The 17,344-nt window shown below is 34.5% G+C and carries 20 protein-coding genes; 8 read left to right on the top strand and 12 right to left on the bottom strand.

Going from position 1 to position 17,344, the window contains the following annotated elements; genetic code table 11:
* Positions 1-17 precede the first annotated feature (17 nt).
* The 4 genes from ACF91D_RS01585 to ACF91D_RS01570 all read left to right on the top strand — a co-directional run bounded on the left by ACF91D_RS01585 (position 18) and on the right by ACF91D_RS01570 (position 4,352).
* A complete protein-coding gene (locus ACF91D_RS01585) occupies positions 18-1,421 on the top strand; it encodes an MFS transporter (protein ID WP_069792281.1) in 1,404 nt (467 codons plus the stop codon).
* A gap of 20 nt (positions 1,422-1,441) precedes the next feature.
* Positions 1,442-2,848 (top strand): glucuronate isomerase, encoded by a 1,407-nt coding sequence (gene uxaC / locus ACF91D_RS01580; RefSeq protein ID WP_327620759.1) that lies wholly within the window; start codon positions 1,442-1,444, stop codon positions 2,846-2,848.
* A gap of 18 nt (positions 2,849-2,866) precedes the next feature.
* The gene (gene uxuA, locus ACF91D_RS01575) at positions 2,867-3,931 is read left to right on the top strand and encodes a mannonate dehydratase (RefSeq protein WP_069792283.1); all 1,065 of its coding nucleotides are present in this window, start codon (positions 2,867-2,869) and stop codon (positions 3,929-3,931) included.
* 229 nt (positions 3,932-4,160) lie between these two features.
* Positions 4,161-4,352 carry a hypothetical protein gene (locus ACF91D_RS01570; protein WP_029378284.1) on the top strand — a complete coding sequence of 64 codons (192 nt, stop codon included), beginning with the start codon at positions 4,161-4,163 and terminating at the stop codon, positions 4,350-4,352.
* Positions 4,353-4,573: 221 nt separating this feature from the next.
* Here the strand turns inward: ACF91D_RS01570 and ACF91D_RS01565 are convergent, their stop codons facing one another.
* Entirely contained in the window at positions 4,574-4,843 is a 270-nt protein-coding gene (locus tag ACF91D_RS01565; protein WP_039067408.1) for a DUF1413 domain-containing protein, read from the bottom strand.
* 194 nt (positions 4,844-5,037) lie between these two features.
* Here ACF91D_RS01565 and ACF91D_RS01560 point away from each other — a divergent pair, with 194 nt between their 5' ends.
* From ACF91D_RS01560 to ACF91D_RS01550, 3 genes are all read left to right on the top strand, one after another.
* Positions 5,038-5,742 carry an SDR family oxidoreductase gene (locus ACF91D_RS01560; protein WP_039067406.1) on the top strand — a complete coding sequence of 235 codons (705 nt, stop codon included), beginning with the start codon at positions 5,038-5,040 and terminating at the stop codon, positions 5,740-5,742.
* 155 nt (positions 5,743-5,897) lie between these two features.
* A complete protein-coding gene (locus ACF91D_RS01555; RefSeq protein ID WP_039067405.1) occupies positions 5,898-6,398 on the top strand; it encodes a GNAT family N-acetyltransferase in 501 nt (166 codons plus the stop codon).
* 40 nt (positions 6,399-6,438) lie between these two features.
* Positions 6,439-6,972 (top strand): GNAT family N-acetyltransferase, encoded by a 534-nt coding sequence (locus ACF91D_RS01550; protein ID WP_081324984.1) that lies wholly within the window; start codon positions 6,439-6,441, stop codon positions 6,970-6,972.
* A 136-nt stretch (positions 6,973-7,108) separates the two neighbouring features.
* On the opposite strand, the gene ACF91D_RS01545 is transcribed toward ACF91D_RS01550, so the two are convergent.
* A complete protein-coding gene (locus tag ACF91D_RS01545; RefSeq protein WP_069792285.1) occupies positions 7,109-7,477 on the bottom strand; it encodes a VOC family protein in 369 nt (122 codons plus the stop codon).
* Positions 7,478-7,656: 179 nt separating this feature from the next.
* Here ACF91D_RS01545 and ACF91D_RS01540 point away from each other — a divergent pair, with 179 nt between their 5' ends.
* Positions 7,657-8,574, top strand: a complete 918-nt coding sequence (locus ACF91D_RS01540; protein WP_101050239.1) for an ABC transporter substrate-binding protein — start codon at positions 7,657-7,659, stop codon at positions 8,572-8,574.
* An 88-nt stretch (positions 8,575-8,662) separates the two neighbouring features.
* Here the strand turns inward: ACF91D_RS01540 and hisIE are convergent, their stop codons facing one another.
* From hisIE to ACF91D_RS01490, 10 genes are all read right to left on the bottom strand, one after another.
* Positions 8,663-9,295 (bottom strand): bifunctional phosphoribosyl-AMP cyclohydrolase/phosphoribosyl-ATP diphosphatase HisIE, encoded by a 633-nt coding sequence (hisIE, locus tag ACF91D_RS01535; protein WP_039067399.1) that lies wholly within the window; start codon positions 9,293-9,295, stop codon positions 8,663-8,665.
* Complete coding sequence (hisF, locus tag ACF91D_RS01530; protein WP_039067398.1) at positions 9,292-10,050, bottom strand: imidazole glycerol phosphate synthase subunit HisF; 759 nt, start codon at positions 10,048-10,050, stop codon at positions 9,292-9,294. The genes hisIE and hisF overlap by 4 nt, the downstream gene beginning before the upstream one ends.
* The gene (gene hisA, locus ACF91D_RS01525; RefSeq protein WP_039067396.1) at positions 10,047-10,751 is read right to left on the bottom strand and encodes a 1-(5-phosphoribosyl)-5-((5-phosphoribosylamino)methylideneamino)imidazole-4-carboxamide isomerase; all 705 of its coding nucleotides are present in this window, start codon (positions 10,749-10,751) and stop codon (positions 10,047-10,049) included. Before hisA ends, hisF begins: the two co-directional genes overlap by 4 nt.
* Positions 10,726-11,322, bottom strand: a complete 597-nt coding sequence (gene hisH, locus ACF91D_RS01520; RefSeq protein ID WP_327620758.1) for an imidazole glycerol phosphate synthase subunit HisH — start codon at positions 11,320-11,322, stop codon at positions 10,726-10,728. The genes hisA and hisH overlap by 26 nt, the downstream gene beginning before the upstream one ends.
* Positions 11,319-11,897 (bottom strand): imidazoleglycerol-phosphate dehydratase HisB, encoded by a 579-nt coding sequence (gene hisB, locus ACF91D_RS01515; RefSeq protein WP_327620757.1) that lies wholly within the window; start codon positions 11,895-11,897, stop codon positions 11,319-11,321. Before hisB ends, hisH begins: the two co-directional genes overlap by 4 nt.
* Positions 11,875-12,879 carry a pyridoxal phosphate-dependent aminotransferase gene (locus tag ACF91D_RS01510; protein ID WP_101049923.1) on the bottom strand — a complete coding sequence of 335 codons (1,005 nt, stop codon included), beginning with the start codon at positions 12,877-12,879 and terminating at the stop codon, positions 11,875-11,877. Before ACF91D_RS01510 ends, hisB begins: the two co-directional genes overlap by 23 nt.
* The gene (hisD, locus tag ACF91D_RS01505) at positions 12,879-14,135 is read right to left on the bottom strand and encodes a histidinol dehydrogenase (protein ID WP_039067425.1); all 1,257 of its coding nucleotides are present in this window, start codon (positions 14,133-14,135) and stop codon (positions 12,879-12,881) included. The genes ACF91D_RS01510 and hisD overlap by 1 nt, the downstream gene beginning before the upstream one ends.
* Positions 14,125-14,742, bottom strand: coding sequence for an ATP phosphoribosyltransferase (gene hisG, locus ACF91D_RS01500; protein ID WP_327620756.1), 618 nt, complete (start codon positions 14,740-14,742; stop codon positions 14,125-14,127). Before hisG ends, hisD begins: the two co-directional genes overlap by 11 nt.
* A gap of 16 nt (positions 14,743-14,758) precedes the next feature.
* Positions 14,759-15,574: an ATP phosphoribosyltransferase regulatory subunit gene (locus tag ACF91D_RS01495; RefSeq protein ID WP_039067389.1), complete on the bottom strand. Its 816-nt coding sequence runs from the start codon at positions 15,572-15,574 to the stop codon at positions 14,759-14,761.
* A 379-nt stretch (positions 15,575-15,953) separates the two neighbouring features.
* Entirely contained in the window at positions 15,954-17,270 is a 1,317-nt protein-coding gene (locus tag ACF91D_RS01490) for a D-serine ammonia-lyase (RefSeq protein ID WP_101049917.1), read from the bottom strand.
* Positions 17,271-17,344 lie beyond the last annotated feature (74 nt).

Here is a 17,344-nt window from a genome sequence, read left to right as displayed (position 1 = left end):
TAGAAAGAGGTCATCTTATGGTTTCAATGTCAGCGAAGAAAGAACAAACAAAGCAAGAAAAATTTGACGATATTAGTACACCAAAATTAAAATTCAAAGAAAAGTTATCATACGGTTTAGGTGATTTAGGTAACGGTATGATGTTTGATATGGGACAAATATATTTATTGAAATTTTTTACGGATATACTAGGTATTTCCGCTTTTTATGGTGGACTGGTGTTTCTTGTATCAAAAATATTTGATGCTTTTGTAGATACTGGTGTAGGTACTTATGTGGATTCAAGAACGAATATTGGTAAACGAGGTAAATTTAGACCATTTATTTTATACGGTACAGTACCACTTGCAATTTGTACGGTTTTATCATTTATTGCGCCAAATTTAGATCAAACTGGTAAAACCATTTGGGCATTTGCGACTTATATGTTATTTAATGCGGCATACTCAGTTGTTAATATACCTTATGGTTCACTTTCTGCGTCTATGACTGTTAATGCTGAAGATAGAACGCAGCTATCAGTGTATAGAAACTTAGGGTCACAAGCCGCGTTATTTGTGGCAGGTATCGTGGTCATACCATTAGTTAATCAATTTCCCAATCATGCAGTAGGATATCCTATTGCAGTAGCATTATTAGCTATTGTCGGCGTTATACTACATTTAATTTGTTATAAAAATGTCAAAGAAAGACATGTGATACAACGTCCTAAGACAAAAGGAATGGGTAAAAAAGCTTTTGTGAGCTTGTTGAAAAATGGAGCATTTGCAGTATTAGCAATTTATACATTACTAACAATTATGTCGATGTTTTTAAAACAATCGTCACAATTATATTATTTCCAATATGTTATGGATGCACCTAATTTAGTTGGTCTTGTTAGTACTTTGAACTTTGCCGTTCTTGTTCCAGCGCTTTATATAACAACGTTGTTAAGCAAGAGGATAGGGAAAAAGATGACAGCTATCGTAGGTATAGCAGGATTTGTAGTGTGCGAAATTTTAAACTTTGCACTTTTTGGAGATTATATTACAACATTTTTAATAGTAAATACAATTTCTTCATTCTTTTTAGTTATACCTAATACAGTGACTTGGGCATTTATTGCTGATGTTGTTGAATATGGGCAATGGAAATCTGGTATACGTTCTGAAGGCATTACGTATTCAAGCTATAGTTTCACCCGTAAGATTTCACAAGCTTTGGCAGGTTTTATTCCTGGGCTTGCATTAACTATGATCGGTTATCAACCTAATGTTGCTCAGACTACGGAAACATTAACAGGGCTTAAAGTATTGTTCTTTGCTGTGCCAGGTGTAGGTTGTTTAATTGCGCTAATTATATTCTTAATTGGTTATCCACTAACAGACAAGCGTCATAAACAAATTGTTAAAGAACTAGCATTAAGAGAAGAAATTTAAAGGAAAGGGCGTTTTCAGTAATGACTCAATTTATCACTGATCGTTTTATGTTACAAAATACAAAAGCGGTTGAGCTATATAATAAATACGCAAAAGATATGCCTATTTATGACTATCATTGCCATTTAGATCCACAACAAATTAGCGAGAATACGCACTTTGATAATATCACAACGTTGTGGCTAGGGGGAGATCATTATAAGTGGAGAGCGATGCGTGCGCAAGGTATTGATGAATATTATATAACTGGTGATGCTTCACCACGAGAAAAGTTTAGAAAATGGGCACTTACTTTAGAAAATTCGGTTGCAAACCCCTTATATCATTGGTCTCATTTAGAGCTAGCTATGTATTTTGATGTGCATGAAGTGTTAAACGAAAACAATGCTGATCAAATATACGATCAAGTTAATGGTTATTTGAAGCGTTATAATATCACAGTACAATCTTTAATTACGCAATCAAATGTTAAAGTGATTTGTACTACAGATAACCCTACAGACGATTTGCGTTATCATGATGAGCTACAAACACAAATGGACTTCAAGACTCAGGTATTACCTTCATTTAGACCCGATGTTGCTTTTAAAGTTGGTGAAGAAAGTTTTGCTGAATTTATAGAAACATTAAGTAGCTTAACACACCCTATTAGTAATGTAGATGATTTTGTAGAAGCTATAAAAATGCGAGTTAATTATTTCCATGACAAAGGTGGACGATTAGCAGATCATGGATTAAGTTCTATTGAATATCAGTCATATAATCGTTCAGATATTGATGATATTTTCCAAAAAGCGTTGAAAAAACAACAAGTAAGTAGTAAAGCATATGCACAATTTCAAACATTCTTATTATATGAATTAAGTAAAATTTATAACGAAAAAGATTGGGTTATGCAAATTCATTTTGGTGCAATTCGCAATAATAACACTACTGCCTTTGAACAATTAGGCCCTGACGCCGGATTTGATTCTATACGTGATCAACAAAATCTTGCTGAAAACTTAAATAGTTTATTAAATATGATGGCTTCAAGTAGGCACTTGCCAAAAACAATATTATACAATTTAAATCCTACATATAACGACATCGTAGGGTCTACTATTGCCAATTTCCAAAATCAAGCACATATACAAAGTAAAGTACAACATGGTGCTGGCTGGTGGTTTAACGACACAAAACGCGGTATGTTAAATCAAATGACATCCTTGGCTGATCAAGGCTTATTAATGCACTTTGTTGGTATGTTAACAGATTCTAGAAGCTTTATTTCTTATTCTAGACATGATTATTTTAGAAGGATTCTATGTACTTATATTGGTAATTTGGTTGAGTTAGGAGAAATACCTGAGGATCCAAGACTATTAGAGAAGCTAATTAAAAATATTTGCTATAACAATGCTTATAACTACTTTAAATTGATATAGAGAGGGGTGTCATTTGGAATGGAAATGACATTTAGATGGTATGGCAAGGATGATCCAATCAGCTTAGAATATATCAAGCAGATACCAGGCATGAGAGGCATTGTCAGCGCCATCTATGATATACCAGTAGGTGAAGCTTGGCCATTAGATAAAATTAAGGAATTAAAATCAGAAATCGAAAGTGCCAATTTAGAACTTTCAGTCATTGAGAGTGTGCCCGTACATGAAGATATTAAATTAGGGAAGCCAACGCGCGATAAATATATTGAAAATTATTGCCAAACATTACGACATTTAGGTCAAGTGGGTATTAAAGTAGTATGTTATAACTTTATGCCAGTATTTGATTGGACGCGTTCACAATTAGATTTTCCTTTAGCAGATGGTTCGACAGCATTGATATATGATGAAGAAGCAATTGCTAAAATGAATCCACTAAAGGGTGAACTTTCTTTACCAGGTTGGGATTCAAGCTACACCAAAGAAGACTTAGCTGCACTCTTTGCAGATTACAAAACAATTGATGAAGAAAAGTTATGGGAGAATTTAAGTTACTTTATTAACAAAGTAATACCTGTTGCAGAAGAAGCGGATGTACTGATGGCAATACATCCAGACGATCCACCTTGGGGGATATTTGGATTACCCAGAATTATTACAAATAGAGAAAATCTGGAAAGGTTCATTCGCATACATCCGTCTAAACATAATGGATTAACGATGTGTTCAGGTTCTTTAGGGTCGGATAAGCATAATGATTTTCCGGAAATGTTAACATATTTTGGTCAAAAAGGACGTGTACATTTTGTTCACGCGCGTAATGTGAAATTAGTTGGGAATAAGTCATTCCAAGAATCTGCACACTTATCAGAATCAGGGTCTATCGATATGTATAAAGTTATAAAGGCATTACATGATTTTGGATATAAGGGACCCATTAGACCAGATCATGGACGCATGATTTGGGGAGAAACAGGTAAAGCAGGGTATGGTTTATATGATCGGGCGTTAGGCGCAACATATTTAAATGGTTTATATGAGGCGATAAATAAAAATTGTATAGCACAGAGTCCTCGAAAATAAGCGCAGCTTTTATGAAAATTTAAGCGTAATTATTGTAAACAACAACTTAATATTTGTTGAGCAAAGGGAATGTCAAATATAAGAGTTGAATGGGAGAAGAAAAAAGAACAAAAGTGATAAATTTGTGAAAATAATCACAAAATCCTTTTAAATTATTAGAATATGCATTATGATAAGGGTGTAGAAGATAAACAAAGCTTCTTAATAGAAAACTACGGAGTGATTAATTATGAGAAAAGTAATTGAAGCAGTTATTTTTTCAAACGAAAGTAGTTACGAAATATACACACACACAGGTGTAAATCAAGGTATTATTAATGACATTAAAGATGGATACAGAAGTATTGACTATATAGCTTACATTGATGCAGAGAAAATTTACAACTATGGTTTAAAGAAAGAGCTATTAGTTAATCAATAATACGCTGTATACATCGATGTAAATCGAGGTTTAATAGTGTTTTTAAACTGCGCTTACAATAAAAACCTATTAACTTTGTGCAAGTTTTTCTCCCCAGTAAAACTTTCATGATTTATTTAAACACCCTCACCCCCAGTATTAAGAAAGCCTACACTACTGTTTTTATAGTAGTGTAGGCTTTTTGTATATTGATTTAAACGAAACCTATTGAAAGATTAATCTTAAATGTAGGCCTTGAAATTATGTTTAACCGAATTGAAGTCATAAACGGAATTATACATACCCATGCGAATATGGTCTTGTGACGCATAAGGTATACGTAAGTGATCATGGTGTTCTACATAGATACGGAATTCACGTTCTAGTTGTTTGCGTTGATTTAAAGACATTTGAATCCACTCTTCTTGATCAAACAATGCTTCAAAGCGAAATTCAAAGTTGTCTTTGCCCTTAAATGCATGTAAATGATTGATTTTTTCATCAAAGTTCAAATTTTATCCCCCTTTAATCAAACGTTGCTAAATTGATATATATCTATTATATACCCACATTAAATTGAAGTATAGGTAATGAATAATTGTTATAACACAAAATTTTAATAAAAAATAAATTAACATGATAAAATAATTGAAAATAGGGAAATGACCTTATAAATAGTTAAATTGAAGAAGAAAGGAAGATATGAATGAATGAATTAAAAGATAAAGTTGCAATTGTTACAGGTGCAAGTAGTGGTATCGGTGCAAGTATTGCCGAAACATTGTCACAACATGGCGTGAAAGTAATGTTAACAGGGCGCAATGAAGCACGTTTATCTGATGTAGCAGAACAACTTCAAGAAAATAGTCAGTCTGAAATTGCTACACATATCGTTGATGTTACGCAAAAAAATGAAGTAGCAAAATTAGTAAAAGAGACTGAAAATAAATTTGGTCATGTAGATATATTAGTGAATAGTGCAGGTTTAATGCTCTCTTCTGCAATTACAGATGGTGATGTTGAGGCATGGGAAAATATGATTGATGTCAACGTCAAAGGTACTTTATATGGTATTAATGCCGTATTACCAATATTTTTAAATCAATCTACAGGACATATTATAAATATTGCTTCTATTTCTGGTTTTGAAGTTACAAAACAAAGCACCTTATATAGCGCATCTAAAGCGGCGGTACATACTATTACCCAAGGGTTAGAAAAAGAATTAGCTAAAACAGGTGTAAGGGTCACAAGTATTTCACCTGGTATGGTAGATACGCCATTAAGTGGTAATACTGATTGGGGTTCTCGTAAAAAGTTAGACCCGAAAAATATTGCTGAAGCTGTTGTTTATGCATTACAACAACCTAGTCACGTCAATATAAATGAAGTTACCGTAAGACCAGTATAAAATAGCGCGTAGACAAGCCTTGTTTTATTTATTATGTTCTTTGTTATCTGTTAGCCATATGAGAGTGAGAGGAAAATAAAATTACAAATTTTGATTTTCCTCTCACTCTTAAAAGTTATATTTTTGTATCTAATTTATGAAAGAAGTGTTAATCAATGTATTATAGGCGTTTAATTGAAAGTGACGTGAAAGAATATCGCAAGCTGCGTTTGAAATCATTGCAAACTGATCCGAAAGGTTTTGCATCTACTTACAAGCGTGAGATTGAATTCTCCATAGATAAGTTTAAATCACGAATCATACCTACAGAAACTCAATTTACAATTGGCGCATTTGACGACACCTCATTAGTTTGTATAGGTGCTTTTTATAGTGAAAGCCTAGAGAAGGTAAAACATAAAGGAAACTTAGTGGCGGTCTACTGTGATCCCCAGTATAGACGACAAGGTATTGCCAGGTTATTGCTTCAAAAAATAATTGATGAGACAAAAGAACTAGGGTTTGTGAAAATAATTGAATTAAGCGTCCTGTCCGAAAATAAAAGTGCCATTGCATTATATGAACAATTAGGATTTAAACGTTATGGCATAGAACCTAAAGCACTCTATGATGGAATTAATTATTATGATGAAGATTTAATGTACATGGAATTATAATATATAACAGTTGAAAATATTAAGCTAAGGTGGGGAAAATATGGAGACAGATTATATTATGGAGACAAACTTTATTATTGAAACAGATAGATTATATTTAGTGAGACCTTCACACGAATATTTAGTCGACTTGTACAATTTACATTCAGATCCAAGAACAAATGTTTATAACCCAGCAGGGCCTCACCAAAGTATAGAAGAAACAGAAGAGATGCTTAAGTCATGGATTGAACATTGGTTTAAATACCGTTTTGGTTACGCATTAATGATAGAAAAAGGAAGCGGTAAAATGATTGGTATGTGTGGTTTGACATATAAAACAATGTTAGGTGAAACATATCTTAATTTAGCTTATCGCTTGAACCCAGATTTTGCACGCAAAGGTTATACCAAAGAATCATGTTTAGCGGTTATAGAGTATGTGAAAGAAGACATACAAGTCAGTAATCAAATACTTGTGCGCACCAAAAAAGATAACCGCCCATCTATTATGACTGCCCAATCATTAGGATTTGAAGAAATAAGCAGTTATAACAATTATGAAGAAATGGGAGACGTCTATCTTTTTGAGTAATATCTGTTTATGATTATATGATACGTGTTGGCGATGAGATGTTACATAGCCCAACTTCCAATAATTGTAAAGTTTTAGTAGGCCATCTGAGTAAGAACCACTTCTTTAAAGAAGTGGTTCTTTAGAGAGTGGGACTTTACAGCCATTCTATAATTTCAATCCTATTGCCAAATGGGTCGTAAATATAAAAGCGATCAGCTCCTTCAAGTTCATCTCCGTATATAATTTCGACTTCTTGTAATTCAAGGTTTTTCCTTACTTCCGTCGCGTTGTGTACTGCAAATGCAGGGTGTGCCTTTTTGGCTGGTTCAAAATTGGTTTCAACACCAATGTGAAGTTGTTGTTGTCCGATTTGAAACCAAACCCCGCCTTTTCGTGCAAGATTAGCTGGTTTGGTTATTTCTTTGAATCCTAATTTTTCAGCATAAAACGCTCTAGCTAAATCTTCTTGGTTTGCTGGTGCAGCAACTTGTACATGATCAATGCCTATGAAATATTTTTCCATAATAGCAACTCCTTTTGTACTTATAATATCAAAAGTGTAAAAATAAAACGACTATAATAAATTTCGAGTTTAGAAAAATGCAAAACTATAAATAATTAAAAATTCTATATTATTATATTGCAATTGATAATCGTTTTCGATTAGAATAGAAGTATAATATTATGGAAGGGGTTAATATTTTGAAAAAATTATTTTATTTCATGTTGTGCTTACTATTATTTTTAGCAGCTTGTGGTAATAATGATGAGTCTAAAGATGCAGCTTCAAAAGAAAATACCGAGACGAAAACATATACAACAGGTGAAGGGGATAAGGTGCAAATTCCTAAAAATCCTAAAAGGGTACTTGATTTAACAGCTAATTATGGCAATTTTAAAAAGTTAGGTATTAAACCGATTGCGATAACGAGTGTTTTTCCTGATTCAAAATATTTAGATATGGCAAACATTAAGAAGATAGATCCTGAAGATGTGGAAGCAGCAGCAAAATTAAAACCCGATTTAATCATTACATATAAAGAAAATAAGAATAACAAAAAATTAGAAAAAATTGCGCCAACTGTTCCGATTAAGGTGCAAAATATGGATTATAAAGATACACATATAGAAATAGGTAAATTAGTGAATAAAGAAGCAAAAGCTAAAAAGCAAGCTAGTAAATTATCATCCAAATTAGCCAAGGATGGTAAAGAAATTAAAAAAGCAATTGGAGAAGATAAAACTTTTTCAATTATGGATATTCAAGCAAAAGATATATATCAATTTGGGCCTAGATTTGGTCGGGGTAGTGAAGCAATCTATGAAGGATTCGGTTTAAAAGAGGATCCCGAAGCGAAACAAGCTATGCCAAAAGAGAAGTTTATGAAAGTACCTAAAGAAAAATTTAATACGTACTCAGGAGACTATTTATTAGTTCCTACAAAAGACGGACAGAAACCTAATAATGATTTTGTAAAATCAAATACTTGGAAAAATAACCAAGCTGTACAGAATGGTAATGTGGTTTATTATGCTATGGATGAAGCGATTTATGCAGATTTAATTTCTGTGGAAAAACAGGCAGATTTATTTAAAAAAGAATTGTTGAAAAACAAATAAAAAAGACGAGATGAATATGGTTTACAGAAATCTTATTAAAAATAGATTTTTGTTCCAAATTTATCTCGTCTTTATATTTAAGGCATTGTTACCAATGATTAATATCTGTGCGTTCTCCCTTAAAGTTATTAGCGGTTTGATGACGTTGAGCGAGTACTTGTTCAACGTCGTCAAATTTTATATCTAAGGCATGTAACAACACAAATAAGTGATACATTAAATCAGCAGTTTCATTCGTCACTTCTTCACGGTCATTTTTCATTGCACCTATAACAACTTCAAATGATTCCTCGCCGAATTTTTTCGTGATTTTTTCTAGTCCTTCATTTAATAAATACTGTGTATATGAGTTTTCTTTATTAGATTCGGCACTAGTAGTTACTGTTTGTTCTAGTTGTTGCACGTTGAAAGGTATGGGCGTATTAAAACAACTTTGACTACCTGTATGGCATGTTGGCCCATTTGGTACAACCTCGATAAGGAGTGTATCTCGGTCACAATCTAAATGAATATTTTTAACGATTTGAGTATTTCCAGACGTTTCTCCTTTTGTCCATAAACGGTCTTTGGAACGTGAATAAAAACAAACAACACCACTTGTGAGTGTTTGCTGATAAGCTTCTTCATTCATATAACCGAGCATTAGCACTTGATTTGTATTAATGTCTTGTAATATAGCTGGCAAAAGACCTTTGCTAAAATCAGGTTGTTCTGTATTCATCTTACTGGGACACCCCCTTGTGCCATTGTTTTTTTGATTTCATCTACAGTTGTTTCTTTATCGTGTAAAATACTTGCGGCAAGACCAGCAGAAACATCGGTTTGCTTAAATAGATTAACGAAATGCTCTGGATTACCCCCGCCACCACTAGCTATAACTGGAATATTTACAAGTTGTTCGATTTCATGTAAGTGAGTGACATCGAAGCCTTGCTTCATACCATCATGGGTCATGCTTGTAATAAGTAACTCACCAGCACCTAAAGCTTCAACTTCCTGAACCCAATCATAAACACGTTTATCTGTACGTTGCTTGCCGCCATGTGTATAACAAAAATAGTCATTTAATTCATCGTCATAATTACTATCTATAGCGATACATATACATTGACTGCCAAATTTTTCGCTAGCTTCTTTAATAAATGATGGATTTTTAAGTGCACTTGAATTGAGTGATACCTTGTCAGCACCATGATTTAAGAGTTGAGAAATATCAGCGATCGTTGATATACCACCACCTACAGTTAATGGTATAAATAGTTTGTCTGCAGTTTCTTCAATAACATCGAGTACAAGGTCATGGCCCGCTTCTGTACGTGAAATATCTAAAAAGACTAATTCATCAGCGCCTTGCTCGTTATAATACAGTGCATATTCGACAGGGTTACCAATATCCCTTAATCCTTTAAATTGGATGCCTTTAACGACGCGCCCATCTTTAACATCTAAACAAGGAATGATACGCTTTTTAATCATGACAAGCCCTCCCAAAAATTAGGATTATGTGCAGCTTTACCTACAATAGCTGCCGAAACGCCAAGCGCTTCTAATTCTTCTAAATCTTGTTGATGGCGAATACCCCCAGAAGCAACGACAGGTTTTTGAGTTGCGTTGACTAATTGACCAGTAATCTCAAAATTAGGGCCTTCTAGTCGTCCATCTTTTGAAATATCTGTGTAGATGATACCGCCAAGAGGTAAAGACTCAATTTTTTCAATTAACTCAAATAAATCTAGTTCAGCATCTTGTTCCCAACCATTTATTTTTACTTCTCGTTTATATGCATCCACAGAGAGATATAAACGATTAGGGAATTGGTGCGCCATTTCGGCTAACCATTCTAAGTTTTGAATACCTTTAGTACCGATAATACAATAATCAATGCCATCGTTAAAATAAGCTTCAATAGTTTCTACGCTTCTAATACCACCACCAACTTCTATCGGTTTATCGGTTAGTGTACGTAAGGCTTTAATGTAGTCTTGTTCAATAGAAGATTGTTGTTTAGCCCCGATTAAATCTACGATATGGATACGATCTACACAATTGAATTGGTTATAAAATTGAATGCTTTCTTCAGCGCTTCGTGACATTTTTTCTTCTGAATCATATTTACCTTCAGTAAGACGTACACTTGTTGCATTGATTAAATCAATAGCTGGCCATAGTTTGATCATTTAGGAATCCGCCTTTCAGTGCTTGATTAAATATTGCTAAGCCATCATCGCCACTCTTTTCAGGGTGGAATTGGATGCCTATATAATTTTTAAATTGTACAATTGCAGGGACTTGTGTGCCATATTCGGCGAATGCTACAACATATTCAGACATTTGTGCCTGATAAGAATGTACAAAATAGACATCTTGAGAAAGTGTCGATTGGTTACTAATTAGATTGTTCCAACCTAAGTGAGGAACTGGGTAGGGCGTTTCAATTGGTATGATGCGACCTGGTATTAGTTTTAATCCAAAGACATCACCTTCAGCGCTCCATTCATATAGCAGTTGCATGCCAAGACAAATACCAATCACAGGCTTGTTTGTAACGGATTGCAAAACTTCAACCAAACCTCGGGAATGGATAGCTCGCATGGCATCTTTAAAGTGACCGACACCAGGTAAAATAACCATATCAGCAGCTTCAATATCTTTTGGATTATCTGTTAATTTAGATTCATAACCAAGATGATTGATTGCACGTTGTACATTTTTAATGTTGCCTAAACCGTAATCAATTATGGCAATCATTCTATCACACCCTTAGATGACGGTGTGCCTTCCGTATCATTACTTGTTAAGGCTACTTTAAGGGCACGCGCAAAAGATTTAAAAATCCCTTCTATTTCATGATGCGTATTGCCACCACGAATTAAATCTATATGTGTTGTTAAGCGCGCATTAATAACTAGCGCACGGAAGAATTCTTCTACTAATTCAGTGTCAAAAGTGCCTACTTTTTCGCGACTTAAACTGGCATTAAATGAAAGGAATGGACGCCCACTAATATCAACTACAGTACGAGCTAATGTTTCATCCATAGGGATATAACTTACCCCATAACGTTGAAAGGATTTTCTCTCTCGTGTCATTTCTAATAGCAATTGACCTAAAACGATACCTATGTCTTCTGTGACATGGTGATCGTCTACTTCTGTATCACCATTTGCATCAATAGTAATAGATAAGTTGCTATGAAAGGTTAAGAGAGTCAACATATGATCCAGAAAACCCACGCCAGTGTTTATTTCGCTTGGACGATTGTCGTCTGCAAGTGAGATAGATAATTGTGTTTCAGCAGTATTACGCGTTTTTTGATAAATCATATTGAGACCTCCAAGTTTTAATAATTTCTTCTAAATCATCCAATTGTGAATCCGTAGCAATAGAATAACGCACGTAGTCATTCATTTCTGTTCCATTATATAATCTAGGTAAAAAACCATGTGCTTGAATATATTCCCCTAAGTTTTGTGCTTCCGTTCCTTTAGTAAGCACAAAATTAGTAGATGATGGAAATACGACCATAATATCTGCAACATAATCGTTAAATAAGTTTCTTAGTCTAAGTGCTAATTGACGTTGATGTTCTATAAATTGTTTGGTTTTTTCAGGATGTTCAAACATATACAAAGCAATGTGTAGGGTAAGCGTATTTAATGGGTAGGGATGCTCAATACTCTGTATATGTTGAATCGTCTCTGGTGTACCAATTAGAACGCCCAACCTTAAGCCAGCGATACCGAATGCTTTTGACAAGGTACGCATTTGTAGTACGTGTGGTTGCATATCAAAGTTGTAAGCTTTACCGAAATCCAAGTATGCTTCATCTATTACGAAATAACCACCAATATTGTTCATTTTGTCAGCGATAGCTGTTAAAAATGTAGTACCATATTGTTTACCTGATGGATTGTGTGGATTGCTCATTATAAAGAATGCAGGCTGCACTTCCTCGATACGTTGTAAAATCTGTTCAAGATTAAATGTTAAATCGTCTTCAGCTTCCACAAATTCAATAGGACGATTTACTTGAGCAGCATAAGCTTGGTACATGAAAAAATCTGGATTAAGTGTTAATGCCGGACCCTCTGGCATGATTAGCATTAATTTTTGAATCAGTTCATCAGATCCATTACCAGCTATGACTTGTTCAGCAGTAAAGCCATAATAATTTGCATAAGCGTCTTTAAAGCGTTCGTATTCGTCATCTGGATAAAAGTTAAAGGCAGCATCTTGTATTATTGTAGCTAGTTGTGAATCTGTTAAAGGACGAAGTGGACTTTCATTTTTGTTAATTCTTATCATTAATATGACCCCTTTGTCGTTCTAATTTCAATAGATTGTTCATGATTATATAGTTGTTCAATATGGGCAAGTTCACGAGCAGGCTTTTCAATTTGATTGAAGGTATCTTGAGACAAATCTATGACCGAGTGACGCGTTAAAAAGTCATTCACTGATAAACCGTTCGTAAATCTTGCTGTTTGATTCGTAGGTAATACATGGCTTGGTCCAGCAACATAATCACCTATGACTTCTGGTGAATAATGACCTAAAAATAGAGCTCCTACATAGCGTACATGATTTAAATAGTCTCGTGGTGAAGCGGTTTGGATTGATGCATGTTCAGGTGCGATTTGATTCATTAAATCACAAGCTTCTGTGAAATCATCAACAGCAATCAAGAAATGGTGATTAGCTAAACTTGCCTTTACGATAGATTGACGTTCAATGTCAGTGAGTGTTTGTTGAATCTTTTGTTCGAGTTGTTGTAGCAGTTCCTCATCTTCACTAATAACAAATGTACGTGCTAATTCATCATGCTCAGCTTGCGCAAATACATCATATGTAATCGCATCTAAATCAGCAGTCTTATCAATGATTAAAGCAATTTCACTTGGTCCTGCAATTTGATCTATACCTACTTGACCAAAAAGATATTTTTTCGCATAAGCGACATATTGATTGCCTGGGCCGACAATTTTATCAACTTTAGGTATCGTTTCAGTTCCATAAGCAAGTGCAGCTATACTTTGCGCGCCACCAACTTGAAATACATCATCAACGCCAGCAATATAACATGCGGCCAAAACGATATCAGGTAGGCCATCTGCTTGCGGTGGTGTTACAACAGTTATATTTTCGACTCCTGCAACTTTCGCAAGTGTTGCAGTCATTAATACAGTTGAAGGGTAGCTCGCTTTGCCACCTGGTACATACACACCAACGCGTTCTATAGGATGATACATTTCATAACATTCAATAGAACCTTGCTGATCTGTCCATTTGATAGATTTTTGGTAAGTCTCAATACGAGCGTGACTGTGTTGTAAAGCTTCTCGCAAGTTATTGTCTAACCGGTGGAAGGCTGCTTCTAACTCTGAGAATGGAATTGCTAATTGAGGTGTATCTACTTTGTCTAACTCTTTATTGTAGGCTTTGAGTGCTTGATCACCTTCCAATTTAACTTTTTCACAAATTGTTTTAACTAGGGGATACAAATCCTCATTTAAAGAGGACTGATCTAAATAGTCATTTAAAAATGTCGCTTTATTTATAATCAATGAGTGACACCTCCAAAGTTTGAATTAAATCGTCAATTTCCGTTGATTTTTTAAAGTATGATTGCTTGTTGGTAATAAGTTTTGCATTTATATTCTTAATGGTATCTTTTTCGACTAACCCATTAGATTTCAATGTTGTACCGGTTTGGACGATATCAACGATGCCATCTACCATATCAACTAAACAAGCTAACTCGATAGAACCAGATAACTTTACAAGCTCTACATCAAGTCCCTGTGATTCAAAATATTTACGCGCGGTTTTCATATAGGAAGTAGCAACTTTAGTGAAAGTAGTTGTTTCTGGTTTAGAAGCTAAAGCAAAGTGACAATTGCCAAAAGATAAGTCCAAAAGGTTATTGATTGTATAATTACTTTCTTCCAGTACATCACTTCCGACAATACCTACGTCTGCTACACCTTGTTCTACATAGATAGGGACATCACTCCCTTTAACTAATACAAATTGGATAGAACCAACAGTAATTAATAATTGACGTTCTCTCTGTTCTAACGCTTGTGCATATGATTGTTCATTTATTTCATTTAAATAAGCAATAAAGCTTTTTAATAATCTTCCTTTTGCTAAAGCTACTGTAAGCATGTGCGTCGCTCCTTTTTTATAAAATAAATCCGAGTCCGAATCCTTCTAAATCACCTTTGTAAAAACCACCAGTTAGTTGTTGATATTTATTTTCTTTAAGATGACATCTCATGAATGCGCCTTTGTAATATGAACGGGGTGGCTGTGGCGTAATATCTAGATGTATATCATTAATACCCAGTGATTTGAACCACTGTTCCCAACGTCTTAACGCTTGTATTGTACGATGATCATGTTGGAAAATCTGACTTAATAAATCTAGTTGTTCTGTCGTTTTAGTAGTTAGTAATTGAACGATTGGATGAGCGATACCAAGTTGCGAAGTAAGCTCTGAAATATTGCGTTCTTGAATGAGTTTTAATATCTCATTAGTTTGCTCTTTAGTCGTTAAAAGTAAGTCAATAAGCTGGTAATGACCTAAAATAACAAAATCTATCTCATCGTTAAGTGAGGTTTTTATAAACTCATAAAAAGCCATAAAGTCTTCTTGCATATCTGTAATGGTAGGGTTGTAGTGTTCTATACCTAATTGAGTATAGACTTCATTATCACGCACAATAGGTCCTGAATAAGCTACATTGCTTAACTGTCGTGGATAATTACTATAATAACGCAATAATTGATCAGTAAAATCATTGCGTAGCGCAAAGATATGATGGTCATGTTGCCAGAAACTACGCTCTGTCATTTGTTGAAGGTCGTCTTTTGTAAGTGTTTGCCATGATAGAGATTCGATAAAGCTGAAATCGACAAGTTTAAATCCGGCTTGTTGAAAATGCTTTAAAAATGCGAGTTCAATTTCTTTGTTTTTAATAAGTGTTGTAGCATTCATAATATAACCATCCTTTACATTTACTTTGTTTCTCTACCGAACTAAAGTGAATTGATAAAGAACACTTTAACATAGATATTTTTGTAATTCAATAAATATTCTGAAAATAATGGACAGAGTTCATTTTAGCCCCCTTAAAATATATACATGATGCATTTTAATAAAAAATAAAAGTAAAGCCCGAGCATAAATAGATGTCTCGGACTTAGTGTGTTTAGTCATCGTTAAATAGGCGCATTAACAAAATTACTTTTCCAAAAATTGATCGCTGTCCCACTATACAATTCTAAGTTTTGATAGTAACCAAATTAAATTTAACTAGTAATGTTATTTATTTTGCTTGAGTGATTTTTGTATATTGTTGTAGTGAAGAGTGAAATTAATATTTATTATTTTCAACTAAGTTCTTGCCATAATCTACGTACTTGAGCATTTCATCTTTAGGCACCATATTACCTCCTGTTGCCCAAACGATGTGGTTCGCATTTTCTACAGCAATTCCATTATTGATTGCTGATTGAGTTGTTGGTTTTATACCAGCAAAGCCAGAAGCTGCTGAAGGTTCAATGAATATGTGTTCTTTTTGGCTCAAAGTGTATAAATAGCGATACATTTGCTTATCAGATACAGTACACGCACCATAAAGTATGTTATTCATTATTTGTCCAACGAGGCGAGAAGGACGTGATACTGCTAAACCGTCAGCATCAGTACGACCATCCAAACCAATATCTGTGACAGCAATAGTGTCATGGAGCTGGGTCATCATTCCTAGTAACATACATGGGGCATGTGTAGGTTCAACAAACACACAATAAACATGCTCACCCAGCATTCGATTTAAGCCAAAAGTCACGCCACCAGGGCCACCACCAACACCACATGGTAGATATACAAAGAGAGGATGTTCAGCATCAACTTGTATATTTTGTTCTCTAATTTGTGATTTTAATCTTAAAGCTGCTACGGCATAGCCTAAGAACAAATCGGCTGATCCTTCATCATCGACAAAGTGGCAAGTTGGGTCATGTTCCGCTGCTTTTCTGCCTTCTGCAACTGCAAATTGATAATCAGATTGATGTTCGATAACTTCTACACCACGGTCGCGTAACAAATCTTTTTTCCATTGACGTGCGTCACTCGACATATGGACCGTTACACTGAATCCGAGTTTCGCGCTTATAATACCGATACTTAAACCGAGATTTCCTGTTGAACCAACCGCCACGTTATACTGGCTGAATAGTGCTTGATATTGTGGTTCAGCTAAAATACTGTAATCATCGCTATAATTTAAACCGCCTTGATCTACTGCAATAGTTTCTGCTAGTTTCAATACTTCGTAAATACCGCCACGTGCTTTTATGGAACCAGAAATTGCAAGGTGACTATCGCATTTAAGCCATAATTTTCCTATATTTGTTTGAAAATCTGATTTTGTTAATGTATCTTGCATAAATGGAATTTGTTTTAAAGGTGATTCTATTAAGCCATCATTCTTCTCAGTTTCAGGAAAAACTATACGAATATAGCTGGCAAACCTATCCAATCTTGCAGCAGCTTCTTCAATATCGTCTATAGAAAAAGGGAATGATTCTGACTTGTGAAAATTTGGGTTTTCCCAGAATAAAGGTGTATAGTTTTGTAACTTATTGATTAAAGGAAAAGTTTGTTTAAGTTGATTGAGTGTAGTCATGGTAATCCTCCTGCAGTACGAATTTATCTCATTCATATTATAGCAAATTGTGTTTGTTTATCGGTACATGGACT

It is taken from the genome of Staphylococcus sp. 231237_7MaSpsaltlick (assembly GCF_043107035.1).
The sequence above is the reverse complement of the archived record's forward strand: the minus strand, read 5'-3'. Positions and strand labels throughout refer to the sequence as shown.